We start from the raw sequence: 13,800 nt of genomic DNA on the forward strand, positions 1-13,800 counted from the left end.
GAAGTCTACCATTCAGGCCTAATGGGCCTTACAACTTAGCGCCCAGGCATTTCACAACACGAACCATCGCTAGCTGGCCATAGTGTATGAATATTTATTTGGTGTTATAACAGCTTGCCTGTAACACCTTCCAGCCGACCGATTAGGATTTGCCAATTATCCTGAAGCTTTCCGGGGCGCCGGAAAAGCTGGATAACCAGGCGCGCTAGCGACCGCATTAGAAGCGCAACCTGTGCAGCGAGAGTATAGTTTCGCGCGAATACACGCCCCGTTCCCCTAGCGTAGAACCGTAACCTACTTCTGTGATCTTGAATCGTGAGGGTCGGCATCTTCGTCTCCACTAACTCGTAACCTGGGACGAAACGTACAGGAAGGCCATGACGAAGCCCCCGCAGTAGGAGATCCGTGCCCTCGCCTGACTGCCAAGGAGTTCCGGCTCCGAGCCCGAGTGACTCGTCGTAGTTACCAACAACATCGAGAAACCGGGGCGTGAGAAAATAGCAAGCCTCTATAGATGCCCGCCAAACATTCCGTGGAGTGAGACTTATCTCATGGGAGGGAAAGTTGATCCTGACGCCATCTACATCGAATTCAGGCTTCAGGCGCCCACTACCTGCACTTACTCCATTCCGTACGGCCTGCATAATGGAATCACTCACATCACCGTCCAGCCAGACATCATCGTCCGGCAGGAGTACTACATCCCAGCCAGGGTCGAGTGCCTCCAGCCCGGCATTTCGAGCACGTGCTAGACCAGGCTCCGACCGAACAACAGTTATCTTGGATTTCAGGGGTCCGTCATATGCTTCAAGCACCCCGCGCGATACCACTTCTGTGCTCTGATCGACGAGAGCTATCTGAAGATAGTTGAAGCGTTGATCTTCGAGGGATCTAATAAGGCGCAGAACGCTAATACCCGGGCGGAGGCTCGGGATCACAACGGATACAACGAGGGCGCTGCCGTCTCGGGCGTCTACGTCTACCACCTCGACACCTCACGGCCCTGGGGGGAGCCAGCTACTGCGAGACTACCCAGGACCTGCTCGCGACTTCGTGCTATCGAATCGCTAGCCGCGCGGATCTGGGAGTCATAATCATCCCGAGCATCGGAATCAGACTTAAGTTTTAGTACTATTTCCTCTACTTCCTGGGGCGAGAAATCATGAACATTGAAAACGAACTCGGATAGACCTAGATCTTGGAAGGCGCCGAATCCTTTTCGCTCGTAAGCAAGATGCACGACATAATGTCCCGCTTTTATAGCCATTAGTGCAGCATGCAGACGAATGGCCACAACGATGCGCGCCGTAGACGGCGAATCTATAAGCTCTTCGAACGAGCATATGCGCGCCGGATTGATAGACTTAACCGCCATTTCGTCATCGTTGCCGGCCACGGCGCTCTGGACGTAGCCATCGAAATCTCCGAGAAGGTTCGCTAGGACCCGTGCACCAACAGGGACGCCTCCCCGATGCGCACGTACACTCAGGACGGGCCGATGCCCTACGTTGTATGAGAGGACCTTGCGCTGCATGCCCAGCAATGCTAAATCTGAAGCCCGTTCGACGGCCGAATCACGGAATTCATCTAAGCTACGGTTGTCTCGCACCCAAACTTTGTCGAGCTTGCTCAACAGGAAACGTAGAGGGCGCTCAAGTCCTAGACGAGCGGGGCCAATGCTCTGCGGCAGATAGACAGTCCGCGAACGGCTCCTGGCGGCGGCCCACAGTTGGGGGCCCATTACAATAATTGTTTTCAGCGCTTCAACAGGAGTGCCAAATCTTAGGTATCCACCCCCGACTCCGACGACCAAGTCATAAGTCTTGAATGCGCTCCACAGGAGTTTGAGGTACTGGAGGTCATAACCGAAATAAGACGGCTTAGAGCGATAGCACCGGAGTCCGGTGTACTTAAAGGACTCTGGATAAGAGGTAACTAAGTCAATAAGGGTATCTTCACCAAAGACCTCGCGAATCATCGCCAGGGACTCATCAACAAGGAGTCCGTCTCCCCTATTCACGGAGCTGTACGCGTGAAGTAGCAGAACGCGTGTCACGGTCATTTTAGTAATTCCTTATATATTTCTGCGTGCCGACTCACACTCTGGTCCCAGGAGAAGGTTGAAGCCCAGGACTTTCCTCGCTCCTTTATGCTCCGTTGCCAAGCCTCGTCTCGGAGCGCTACGCGGATACCTCCACCGATGGCATCTCGATGAGTTCCTTCGAGAATCCAAGACGGACCCGCTACTTCCTTCAACGACCCCCGGTCTGTTGTGATCACTGGCGCACCGGCAGCCATCGCCTCCAAAACGGGGAAGCCAAAGCCTTCGTAGAGACTGGGAAAGATGAAAGCGATGCAGCGGCTCATGAGTGCAGCCCTGTCCTCGTCGCTTACAAAGCCTACGTAAGTGGTTCGGCGGGCATTAGAGATCACTTCCATTGAGTCTGCAAAATTCCATGCCGGCTTGCCCGCAATAATGAGAGGTGGAAGGTCAACGTTGGTTTCAACAGCATGGACCAGTTCGATGAGGTTCTTGCGGGGCTCAATATTACCGACGTAGAGAATAAACTCGTTGGGAATCTGTGACGACAAGGCCTCAGATAGTTCAGGCCTGGAATCAAACTTGTTAAGGCTTATTCCGTGCGGTATTACCGAAATTTTTTCCCGGTCCAGCCCGAAGACAGCCGATACGTCGTTTGCACTGGACTCAGAAACCGTGATCACGCGGTCGCAGTTCCGAATCGCAGCACGCACCCGAGAACGCCATACCGCCTCCTGGACACTATTCCGGGCTGTCGATATCCAACGGCTAGCAACGCCATGAACAGTAACAACCGAAGGCATTTTGGGTGTCAAGAGCGGGCCAGTATCAGCCACAAAGTGAACCACGGATTGGGGAGAGGTCGTTCTCGCGTCAAAAGATTCAGCCACCATAGTGACTACTGGGTTCTGGTACGACCGCAGCCGCGCAACCTCTATGCCATGTTTCGGAAGCCTGCTGGCAATTTCTCTTGCGTAGGTGGTGTTGCCCCCTACGTTTCGGTCCAGTATGCGGCTGGGCATTAGTACCTTCACGCCGCTACCTCGCTGCTATCCGAGTAGAGACCGCGCCAGGCCCTCTCTTGGCTCCGCTCATTCATAGCCTCGAGCAGGTGAAGAGACCTTTCCACCAGCGTGCTCTGAAACTCCGGGGCGCGCTGTGATAGTTCCAATGTCGCTACGACTTCCTCCGGACTATCAACTTGGTAAGCATCTGAACCTTTTAGCGCGTCAATTTTCCTAGCAACGATAGGCAGCCCCCGGGCCGCGGCATCTAAAATACTTATCGGGAATCCTTCGTAGGCGGCTGTATGCACGTAATAATCTCCGGAGTCAAGCTCGTCGACCAGTCCGGCACCTACCTTCCACCCGGTGACCTTCACGCCATGCGAGATCAGGTGGGACTTTAGTTCCGCTTCGCCATCTCCTACCCACCAGAACTCCCAGTCGGACAGTTCGGAACTCCCTGCAGCAAGTCGAGCGACATCAGCGAAAAATTTGGGATCCTTCTGATTGCAAATACGTCCAACCATCACTACACGCTTGGGACTAGTCGCTGTCCGACGTTCTCCGGGGTCTCCAATAACCTCGCAGCTGGGGGCGTTAGGGACGTATATGCACTCAGCATTTGAGTTCAGCTGCAAAGTCAGGTCGCGCTCATGCGGCGAAAGCACGACTGTGGCATGAGACCGGCCACTTAGAAGCTTCTCCGCAAACCGGAAGAGCCACCGTTTAGCGGGCTCCAGAGTTACGTCATCGAACTTATAACAGTGGGGCTGATAAATGATTTTGGCCTTCAAACGTGTCAGACGACCGTACGCACCAGCCCAACTGGAGTGCAGGTGTACGTAGTCTGGACGAAACTCCGCTACTGCCTGACGAACTTCCAAAGTTCGGCCCAAGGCTCCGCTTGATTGGAACCTTCTAGCCTCCAAAACCCCGTCGGCAAAGTCGTCATCCTGTCCGTCTATTAAGAGGTAGTGCTGATGCTGGCTTGTTAGATCCACAAGCTTCCGAATAGCCCGACTTACACCACCGTAATGGCATTCCGTGACGTGCAAAATTTTGGCCATGTCCCCCATGAGAGCCCTAAGCTCCCTGTCCCTTTGTAGCGGTTCCGAACATCTTCTGAGGCCGCCCACCCGCTAGGCGGCTAGTGAGAGAGCCGCAATCGACGGCGCGCAGACCCTTATATGGCAACTGGACTTCGTGATACGGAGATTGCGGGTGCCTCGGACAAATCTTAGATGGTTGTCATCGCCCTTCCAAAACATTGGTGCAACGAACGGAGTGTTTTGCGGAAGTTCCAAACCGAAACAGCCCGGAGAGCTTGCAACTCAATGGTGGTAACCATCACCCACTCCCGAGTACATAAGAGCAGAGCAACCGCCAAATGAGCTACCATCCTCGGTGGATGCTTGTGACGATGGGCGACTCCACTAATGGACGAAAGGCTGCTTCCTTGGGGGAACACGACTGGAGAACTCGCCACTCATGGCGATTGGCGCTCGTAGATGCATTTGTTGTTATTTGGGCAGTCCTCGGCGCATACATCGGTAGGTTCGGCTTCACGACTGATCCCTCAGGTTCAGAGCATGAATTCGCATACGCTGTACTCTCTGTTGGGCTTGCTGCTGCTTGGTGGCTCATGCTGGGTGCTTGGAATAGCCGCCACAGTCGCATCCTCGGTGCTGGCCCTGACGAATATAAACGTGTCGCGGCTGCTTCCCTTTGGTTGTTCGGTCTCCTCGCGATCGTTTCCTATGTTCTTCGGGTTGATACAGCCCGAGGTTATGTGGCAATCGCCCTTCCCGTCGGGCTAGTAGGACTACTGCTGGGCCGGTGGCTCCTGAGACAGCATCTGGGGTTTTCAAGGCAGCGGGGCGAGAGCATGTCGCGATTACTGTTGCTGGGAGGCCCCAGCGCTGTTGCACACCTTGCTTCGTCGCTCCACAGGGAAAAGCAGGCAGGATATCTTCCTGTGGCTGCTTATATGCCAGGTAATACTGAACAGCTTGAAGTCGAGCCGGTTTCGAACCTTCCAGTTCTGGGACATGAATCGGACACTGCGTCTGTGTTGGATGCCATCGACCGCTGTGAGGCGGATGCAGTCGCTGTTTCTGCTGGTGTTCAACTTCATCCTCAAACGATTCGTCATCTCGGCTGGGAGCTGGCCGCGCGCAACATCGGGCTCATTATGGCCCCCGCTCTAACTGATGTTGCAGGACCTCGAATTCATACCCAGCAAGTAGCGGGTTTACCACTCATTCACGTCACCACGCCGACCCTGGACGGAGGGCAGCGCGTCGCGAAGCGCCTTTTCGACGTCGCCGTATCTGGCTTGCTCATACTTCTGACGGCGCCGCTGATGGGTTTAATCGCACTGCTCGTAAAGTTGGACAGCAGAGGAAAGGTTCTGTTCAAACAAGAGCGGGTGGGCATCGAGGGAAGCCATTTTAGGATGCTGAAGTTCCGTTCTATGGTTCCTGATGCGGAAGCTCGCCTAGCCGAACTGGAGCACCGAAATGAGGGCCAGGGAGTCCTTTTCAAGATCCGAAACGATCCAAGAGTCACACGGGTAGGAGGGGTTCTAAGGAAGTACAGTCTCGACGAGTTACCCCAACTCTTCAATATCTTCGCTGGCTCGATGAGTTTGGTCGGACCCCGTCCGCCGCTTCCGCGCGAAGTGGAGGCGTATGAAAGCGACGTCCGTCGGCGTCTTCTCGTCAAGCCTGGCCTCACCGGCTTGTGGCAAGTTAGTGGGCGATCAAACCTGTCGTGGCAGGACTCAGTCCGCCTCGACCTCTACTACGTAGAAAATTGGTCCCTAGCCGCCGATCTTGTCATTATCCTACGCACAGTTAGGGCTGTGTTCCGCAGCACCGGGGCTTATTAGACAAACAAGTCCTGACTACACAACACAGAGGATCGGCTTAGATGTCATCTAAACAACGCAGTAGTACAGCACGCACGAAGACTAAGCACCGACAACGCCACAGAGTTGTCGGAATTTGGTTGGCCGTTATCCTCGTACTCACTGTGGCTGGGTCTGCTTGGCTTGTTTTCAAGGTTTCGGTTGTTAGATCTGAATTGCAAAGTGCCACGCGTCTAATCGCGAAGCTTGAATCGGAAATCGCGAACGACGACTCCACAGCGGCCGCTAGCACTGTAGACTCTCTGATTCAACACACTGGCAAGGCGCGTGATGCTGCGAACGATCCGGTATGGAAAGCAGCAGGAGTGCTTCCTTGGATAGGTCCGAATCTTGATGCTGCCAGCGAAGTCGCCACTTCGGCCGATGACGTTGCACGCTTGGCAGCTGCCCCCCTAGTCAAAATCTTCCGATCACTCGACTGGAAAGCGCTAACTCCCGGTTACAGCGGAATGGACTTGGCCCCTCTAAAAGCCTCAGCACCGAAAGTAGAATCGGCCGCCTACGCAGTTAGGGAGTCGGTAGAGCGCCTCCACGAGATAGATACGATCCATCTCATCCCCGAAATTGCGGGTCCGCTGGAAGATGCCCGCAGCAGACTGGCTGAAGTTCGCGATGACCTGAATGTGGCTGCAGACTCCGCTAAAATTGCACCCGCAATGCTGGGAAGCGAATCGCCCAGGCGGTACCTTCTCTTGATGCAAAACAATGCAGAGGCAAGAGCAACTGGGGGGATTCCTGGGGCCGTAGCGGTACTGAGAGTGGACCAAGGAAGGTTAAGCCTGGAGTCCCAGACTAGTGCGACAGCTCTGGGGGCATTTGTTCCCCCACTTCCTGTTGACTCTGAGCAACAAACCATCTACTCAGCACGACTGGGTAAGTTCATGCAGGACGTCAATCTCACCCCCGACTTCGCTACCACTGCGACCACAGCACGCCTCATGTGGGAAAAACGGACTGGGGAACAGGTTGATGGCGTGTTATCACTGGACCCTGTATCCCTAAGCTTCCTCCTAAAGGCCACAGGCCCCGTACAAATCAAGGATGCTGCTATTCAAGAGCTAGGCCAGGCCCTGCCTGCTCAGCTAACGAGTCAGAACGTAGTCAAGACTCTCCTCTCCGACGTCTACAAAGAGATCGAGGATCCTGATCTACAGGACGCCTACTTCGCGGGCGCTGCCAAAGAGATTTTCTCCGCCTTGTCCTCCCCATCAACGGATCCCAAGAAGTTGATGGACGGAGTATCTAAGGGCGTAGGAGAGCGCCGAATACTCCTTTGGTCCAGCTCTCTCGAAGAAGAGAATACCCTTTCGAAGTATCCGCTCGGCGGGAAAATTTCGGGTCCTTCTCAGTCACCTGCACAGTTCGGCGTCTTTTTCAACGACGGGACCGGGGCGAAGATGGATTTCTGGGTGAAGCGCAGCGTGCAGACGGTCAGAGACTGCACGCGTGACGGGTACCGCGAAATTACCATCAAGGTCACGAGTACCAACACAGCTCCGTCAGATTCAGCCAAGTCACTGCCAAGCTACGTAACCGGAGGAGGGCATTATGGGGTGCCGGCCGGAAGTGTGCAGACCAATGTCGTAGCCTATGGTCCTGTGCAAGCGACCGTTGACACGGTGCTGAGAGACGGCGGACAGATTCCCTTCGCCGCCCAAAGGCACAGCCAACGCCCCGTAGGAACCTCGACTATTAGGCTCGGCCCCGGTGAGAGCACGACGCTGGAATTCAATTTCGGCCACATCGTCCAGAATGCGGAAGCTGAAGTAGTTGTCACACCAACTACACAAGCTGTCAAGGACGTACTGCTGGCCCCAAGACTGGAGCCGTGTGAATAACGGCCCACGAGCTTGTTAACCCTTTGTAACGGCACTGGATTTACTTTGCTGTCAACAAGTCTTGAATGGTAGGTTTTAGGTGGGCAGCACATGAGATTTCTTCTACGGCCTCGTAGGGTCTCGGAAATCTCCAACACCAGGACGTACCACTTAAGGGTCTCAGGGGGACACACATGAAGAAATCTCTTGCAGCGCTTGCGCTTGCAGGCTCTATTGCACTGGTCGGCGCAGTGCCGGCTGTAGCTACAAACTATCCGGCGCCGGGCGAGAGCATCGTCGTTTCGGATGCCAGCGTCGCCGTCGGGCAGCCCACTACGATCACCGCTTCGGGCTTCACGCCTGGCGAGTCCGTAATTTTCACTATCGAGCGTACGGGCGCGGCAGTGGCTAGTGGCGGCAGCGTTTCCGCCGGCAGCCTCTCCGTAACGGGTCGCATTCCGCTGGCTCCGTCCAACGCGACTGCAGTCGCTGACGGAAACGGAACCGCCTCCACTCAGGTTGTCTTCGATGAAGCAGGTACCTACGCCATTACGGCAACGGGCCAAACCTCTGGTGTAGTCGTGGGCCCCGTTACCGTTGTAGTAGGCACCGCGGCTCTCCCCAACACCGGCGGAAATGCCGGAACCGGGACTGGCACGGGCGCTGACCTGGCAAACACCGGCGGAACGCCGCTGGCAAACACTGGCGCTGACTCCAGCTTGGTTCTCTGGTCCCTCGTGGGCGCCGGAGCACTGGCAGCTGGTACGGCATCCGTCGTGGTAGCACGCCGCCGCGCCAAGAGCACGGAGGCTTCTGCCTAATTCAGGCTTTAGCAATTGAGGGTGGATTGCCCAGCATTTCTTGCTGGGAAATCCACCCTCAGTTTTTTAGTTCCCCAATCGACTTCCGCTGTGGTATCCATATCCTTATGGGACGGCATTGGAGAAGGCGCAGATGGGTGTTGAATTTTCCAACCATCGCGTTGCCGCGACCAAGCCTTCCGCAGGGCTTTCTTCAGTATGTTCTGCTTGGACTCTTGGCGATAGCGGCGTTCACCGTGAGTGCATGGGCGCTCGTCCGAACCTAGTAAGGCGCATTTGAAAAACCCACTCCCCTGGCGCATCGCCATGGCAGCCTACCTTGCGTGTCTGGCCGTAGTCGGGTTCTGGCCGACGCCAGTAGACAAACCAATCCAGGGAACACTGGCCTCAGTCCTGAGGTACCTGCACGATCACGGCGTACCCGGATGGGTCAACTACAAATTCGTTGAAGCGTCAGCGAATATTACGCTGTTTATCCCCTTCGGAATTCTTATCGCTATGTCGGTTCCAGGAATGAAGTGGTGGCGTCTTGTCGCGCTCGGAGCGCTGGCATCCATGTGCATTGAACTGGGACAGTTGCTCTTCATGGCAGCACGCTTCGCCACGTTCATGGACATCCTCATGAATACGCTGGGAGCCCTTATTGGCGTAGCTCTCGTTCGGCTGATACTGCGCAAAGTTTCAGCAAATCCGTCCTCGACTGCGGCGACTCTGTCAAGTCACAAAGATCCCTTGTGAATTTCTTTCGGCGGTTTGCAAAGTTTTTGACAAGGAGCCTTAGGATAGTGCTGGCGGTGCGCCTCACCACACATGTTGCCCAAACAGGGGCGTACCGCTGCTAAATTCCGCTGGGACGCTTTGTAACAAGAACTCCCCCGTCCCGGCGCCAGCAACGTTGCGCACCCGAGAGGACATCACTTGCCGTACGTAGATATCAACCCGCACAAAACCGGGCCTAAGTGGCCTGCCTACGTAGGGCTGTCGATCCTGCTCATTGTGACCATCGCCGTCGTTACTTACGTGCTGACTGCGCACTAGCGCAAGGAGATCCTCCGCCGTCGGTCGGTACCATCACGAAGGTCCCGGTTGAGCCTCCGGTCGCCGTGGTACAGGATCGACTGCCAATCGACTTCCTCGGCCGTTTTGGGAACTACCGGGGACTTTACCTGGCCTTTCACCTTCGGGGTCACGTAAAGCCAATTGATGGCCCCCAGGAACACATCCACCACCGAGTTCCACAGGCCGATGTATGACTGGATGCACACCATTGCCAGCACGGCGTTGAGCGAAGCGAAGGCAACGTTGCCCCAGTTTTGATGCTGGAAGTCGCGCCAAATGGTCAGTGCAGAGAATGCAACGATCGCGTACGGAATCAGAACGTAGATTGCCGGAGCGGCCGTCCGATTTTTGACCTTCGGGGTTCGGACAAAGGGGATCTTGTCCCCCGTCAAACCCTGCTGCAGCGACTTTAAGACGCCGGCAAGGTTGACCGGCAGCAGAATCAAGTTGAACCCGTAAATGCGGAAGATGTCACTGAAACGGTGACCGCAGTCGCGAAGGTCGGATCCCATGCAAAGGAAGTACGGCAGGGCGGCCACGAAAACGGCCGGACTGAGCAGCCTGCTGTCATAGGGATACGCCAGCAGGAAGAGCAGCCCAAAGCTCGCCCACGTAATGGACGCCATGTAATTCACCCGAAGAAGGACTTCGCGGAAAAGGATCCGCTCCCTTTGGTAGCGCCGCTGCGAGAGTTGATTCCACAGCTTGGGCAGGATCAGGAGTCCGCCGTTGGCCCATCGCCGGCGCTGCACCACCAGTGAACCGAAGTCCGGCGGCGTGGCGCTGTAGCTCAACCGTTCCGGATAGTTCACCAACGTCCAGCCGTGGGTTCCAAGGTCGATGCTGGACTCGGTGTCTTCAATAACGGTCCGGTCCTGGATGTAGGTGCGGACTTCGAAGCCACCTACCGTCTCCACTTCCACAATGTCCTCGAGGGCACGTTTGCGGATGATGGCATTGGCGCCCACCCAGAACGTGGCACCGTAGTAGCTCATGCCCTGGTGCAGAATGTGCTGGATGTCCGTAGTGGCCCCGGCTATCCTCTCGATCCTGGTCGGAGCGCCGCGGAAGGACGAATACGGCGTCTGGGTAACTGCCACCCGCTCGTTGCCGGGCGACTCCAAGAAATACACCAGACGCAGGCAATAGTCCCTTAGCAGCAGGGAGTCTGCATCCAGCGTCAACAGGTAGGTGCTGTCCGGAACTACGAGGTCGTCCTCACGCGGCGTGGAAGCGGGACGGAGTACGGTTTGGCCGGCAGTCTCTTCTTTCCTCCACCGCTTGCCCATCAACGAAATGTAGGCATTGAGATTCATGGCCTTATTGGCCTCGTGGGACAGGCTCGCGTAGCGCTTGCGCTCGAAGTTCTCCATCCGGACGTTGAATATCCACGTGAGCCGCAGGTAGAGCTGCTCTGTCCGTTCGACGTCGGGCGACGTAGCCTGCGCTTTGGCTGCTTCCAACGCCACAAGCACCAGGCGAAGTTCCCTGGCCAAACCCATGATCACTAGATCCACAAAGAACTCATCAACGTGGTCCTGGACATGTTCGGCCTCAGCCATGGCTTCAAGCCACTCAGCCGCAGCTTGGTATTCAATGATCAGCCGGTCAAGCTCTTCGGGGGAAACTGCATCCGTCTCAAGGCCGTCGGAACCGTACCGTCCCCTGAAGTCGCCCAGCGCTTGGTTGGCCCTGTCAGCCGGAGCAGCCATCGCACTTTCAATGTGCCCGGCAAGCTCCCGAGTCTGCTGGAGCCTCGCCTTTTTCTCAGGGTCCGTGGGGTTGGGAGGATCGTCCAACAACAACACCACACGCAGGTCCGGGAACTCCTGCAACGCGGCGGACCAAAGGGTTCCCCTGACCACGTGCGGCTCTTCCGCATAAGACGGCACCAGGACCGTGACGGACTCCGAATAGTTGGCGAAATGCTTGTCCAACTCGCCCCTTGGAACCCTGCGATGCTCCCGGAACCGATAGAGCGCGCCCTGCCGGGCCATGAGATACATCAAGGCAGAGAACGTTAGGAATGTCACCACCACTAGATAGGACACGGATTCCAGTCGGAACCGGAATCCCGCATACGGATCTTCGACGAATTGGCGGATAACGGTAGAAACGACGTAGTAAATCCACGACCCCACCGTGACCAACATCGCCAGGCGGCCCAGGATGATCTTTCTGGAGCTAGGGGTGGGGTGGACGATCGACATGGGTTCGGAACGTCGTTCCGATCCCCACTGCCGTCTGCGCCCCCCGGATTCCGGGGTATTTGCGGTGGTTTTGCCCGAATCCCGCACATGGTCAGGTGAGTCCACCAACTGGTCCGTCATTCGTTCCCCATCAAAATGGACACCGGGCTGAGCCCCCGGTGTCCCGTTGCACGTCGGCCTTCCGTCACCCCCGCGACGCTGATACGCCTTATAGTAATCCACAAAGGGCGCTTGTCGATTGCTGTCGTAAACCGTTGACACCGAAGCAGTAATAGCGTCCTGAAATTAAGAATCTTTGCATCTTATAGACAATTATCTTGCTCAGCGTGGGAGTTTCTGTGTCCAAGTATTTCCCGGGGCGAAGGCTTTCCGTGCCTCGCCTTGCTCTGCTTGTCCTGGTACTGGTTGGACTTGTTGGTGGCGGAATTGCCACCTGGCAGAGCTACTCGGACAGCCGTGCGGCCGCAGCTTCCCCGTCGATCTTCGCCGGATACGTGGACGTGACGGCAACACCGCGGTACGCCTTCGAACAGCCCGTGAACGAAGACGCAAAATCCGTAGTTTTGTCCTTCATCGTGGCCAGCGAAAAGGACGCCTGCTCCCCCTCATGGGGAAACTTCTATAGCTTGGATCAAGCCGGATCGGATCTTGACCTGGATCGCCGAATTGCAAGATTGCGGCAAGCCGGCGGTGACGTGTCGGTTTCTTTCGGGGGCCTCACCAATAAGGAATTGGCCACTGCCTGCACCGACGAATCCAAGCTCAAGGCAGCTTACTCGGAGGTCATCGACCGTTACGATCTGTCCGTAGTGGATCTGGACATCGAGGGTGCAGCACTGTCCGATTCGGCCGCCATCAGCAGGCTGGCAAAGGTGATGCGCGAACTTCAGGAAGACCGCCAATCCAAGAAGAAAGCCCTGTCGATCTGGCTCACGCTCCCGGTGGCTCCCAGCGGCCTCACCAGCGAAGGCACGGCCGCTGTTCAAGAGCTGCTTTCGGCGGGTGTGGACCTTGCCGGCGTCAACGTCATGACCATGGACTACGGAGACAGCAGGGTGCCCGGGCAGTCCATGCTCCAAGCTTCCATCGCGGCAGCTGAAGCCACGCACGCGCAGCTCGCCACCGTCTACTCCACCGTCCACCAGGAGATCGGCACACAAACCCTGTGGCGCAAAATCGGCCTGACGCCGATGATCGGCCAGAACGACGTAGAGGCTGACGTCTTCACCCTCCAAGATGCCCAAGGGCTTCACGACTTCGCCGTGTCCAAAGGCATCGGCCGGATGTCCATGTGGTCCCTGAACAGGGACGCAGAATGCGGCCCGAACTACCCCACGCTGACCGTAGTCTCGGATGCCTGCAGCGGAGTGGAACAGGGTGATCAGCGCTTCTCCGAGGTCTTAGGTGCGGCGGCTGACGTGAAGCTGCCCAGCGTCCCGGATACTTCTCCTACAGCTGCCACCACTACAGCAGCGCCTGTGGTGGATGACCCCGCCACCAGCCCCTACCCGATCTGGTCCGGCCTGGCCACCTACACCAAGGCAGACCGGGTTGTCTGGCAGGGAAACGTCTACGAAGCCAAGTGGTGGACCAAGGACGATGTGCCTAACAACCCGGTGGCGAAAGGTTCCTCCGCGCCCTGGGCACTGATCGGCCCGGTGCTTCCCGGGGATAAACCCCAGCCGCAGATCACCGCGCCCGCAGGAACGTATCCGGAATGGTCGGCCGGGACGGTCTTCCGCAAGGGCGATCGGGTGATGTTCGATCAGAAAGTCTTCGAAGCCAAATGGTGGTCCCAGGGACAAAGCCCTGAAACTGCACTTCAGGGCTCAACGGAATCAGCCTGGATGAAGCTCTCCAATGAAGAGCTATCCAGGCTGATCTCCGGCGAAGCGGCGAAGTAAACGGGCTGCGGGCCC

Annotated in this window: 10 protein-coding genes; 5 read left to right on the plus strand and 5 right to left on the minus strand. The window is 56.6% G+C overall.

Going from position 1 to position 13,800, the window contains the following annotated elements; genetic code table 11:
* Window positions 1–104: 104 nt before the first annotated feature.
* From OCL88_RS21245 to OCL88_RS01755, 4 genes are read right to left on the minus strand one after another with little or no spacing between them, the layout of a single operon-like run.
* The gene (locus tag OCL88_RS21245; protein WP_413775444.1) at window positions 105–986 is read right to left on the minus strand and encodes a glycosyltransferase family 2 protein; all 882 of its coding nucleotides are present in this window, start codon (window positions 984–986) and stop codon (window positions 105–107) included.
* Entirely contained in the window at window positions 980–2,062 is a 1,083-nt protein-coding gene (locus OCL88_RS01745; protein ID WP_264961391.1) for a polysaccharide pyruvyl transferase family protein, read from the minus strand. The genes OCL88_RS21245 and OCL88_RS01745 overlap by 7 nt, the downstream gene beginning before the upstream one ends.
* Window positions 2,059–3,063 (minus strand): glycosyltransferase family 1 protein, encoded by a 1,005-nt coding sequence (locus OCL88_RS01750; protein WP_319951636.1) that lies wholly within the window; start codon window positions 3,061–3,063, stop codon window positions 2,059–2,061. Before OCL88_RS01750 ends, OCL88_RS01745 begins: the two co-directional genes overlap by 4 nt.
* An 8-nt stretch (window positions 3,064–3,071) precedes the next feature.
* Window positions 3,072–4,121: a glycosyltransferase gene (locus tag OCL88_RS01755; RefSeq protein WP_319951633.1), complete on the minus strand. Its 1,050-nt coding sequence runs from the start codon at window positions 4,119–4,121 to the stop codon at window positions 3,072–3,074.
* 344 nt (window positions 4,122–4,465) lie between these two features.
* On the opposite strand from OCL88_RS01755, the gene OCL88_RS01760 reads away from it, so the two are divergent.
* From OCL88_RS01760 to OCL88_RS01775, 4 genes are all read left to right on the plus strand, one after another.
* The gene (locus tag OCL88_RS01760; RefSeq protein WP_264961441.1) at window positions 4,466–5,935 is read left to right on the plus strand and encodes a sugar transferase; all 1,470 of its coding nucleotides are present in this window, start codon (window positions 4,466–4,468) and stop codon (window positions 5,933–5,935) included.
* A 119-nt stretch (window positions 5,936–6,054) separates the two neighbouring features.
* Window positions 6,055–7,812, plus strand: a complete 1,758-nt coding sequence (locus OCL88_RS01765; protein WP_319951634.1) for a DUF4012 domain-containing protein — start codon at window positions 6,055–6,057, stop codon at window positions 7,810–7,812.
* Between the two features lie 173 nt (window positions 7,813–7,985).
* The gene (locus OCL88_RS01770; RefSeq protein ID WP_264961394.1) at window positions 7,986–8,612 is read left to right on the plus strand and encodes an LPXTG cell wall anchor domain-containing protein; all 627 of its coding nucleotides are present in this window, start codon (window positions 7,986–7,988) and stop codon (window positions 8,610–8,612) included.
* Between the two features lie 276 nt (window positions 8,613–8,888).
* Entirely contained in the window at window positions 8,889–9,350 is a 462-nt protein-coding gene (locus OCL88_RS01775) for a VanZ family protein (RefSeq protein WP_264961395.1), read from the plus strand.
* Between the two features lie 296 nt (window positions 9,351–9,646).
* Here OCL88_RS01775 and OCL88_RS01780 read toward each other — a convergent pair whose 3' ends face one another.
* Window positions 9,647–12,001 carry a glycosyltransferase family 2 protein gene (locus tag OCL88_RS01780; RefSeq protein WP_264961396.1) on the minus strand — a complete coding sequence of 785 codons (2,355 nt, stop codon included), beginning with the start codon at window positions 11,999–12,001 and terminating at the stop codon, window positions 9,647–9,649.
* 251 nt (window positions 12,002–12,252) lie between these two features.
* Between OCL88_RS01780 and OCL88_RS01785 the strand changes: the two genes are divergently transcribed.
* Window positions 12,253–13,785, plus strand: coding sequence for a chitinase (locus OCL88_RS01785; protein ID WP_264961397.1), 1,533 nt, complete (start codon window positions 12,253–12,255; stop codon window positions 13,783–13,785).
* The last annotated feature ends 15 nt before the right edge of the window (window positions 13,786–13,800 follow it).

The organism is Paenarthrobacter sp. PAE-2, assembly GCF_026013155.1.
GTDB classification, from domain to species: domain Bacteria; phylum Actinomycetota; class Actinomycetes; order Actinomycetales; family Micrococcaceae; genus Arthrobacter; species Arthrobacter ureafaciens.

Bases quoted from the DNA above. Each gene is read 5' to 3' on its own strand.
- OCL88_RS01745 (WP_264961391.1), bottom strand. From the start codon at position 2,062: ATGACCGTGACACGCGTTCTGCTACTTCACGCGTACAGCTCCGTGAAT.
- OCL88_RS01750 (WP_319951636.1), bottom strand. From the start codon at position 3,063: ATGCCCAGCCGCATACTGGACCGAAACGTAGGGGGCAACACCACCTAC.
- OCL88_RS01755 (WP_319951633.1), bottom strand. From the start codon at position 4,121: ATGGGGGACATGGCCAAAATTTTGCACGTCACGGAATGCCATTACGGT.
- OCL88_RS01760 (WP_264961441.1), top strand. From the start codon at position 4,466: ATGGGCGACTCCACTAATGGACGAAAGGCTGCTTCCTTGGGGGAACAC.
- OCL88_RS01770 (WP_264961394.1), top strand. From the start codon at position 7,986: ATGAAGAAATCTCTTGCAGCGCTTGCGCTTGCAGGCTCTATTGCACTG.
- OCL88_RS01780 (WP_264961396.1), bottom strand. From the start codon at position 12,001: ATGACGGACCAGTTGGTGGACTCACCTGACCATGTGCGGGATTCGGGC.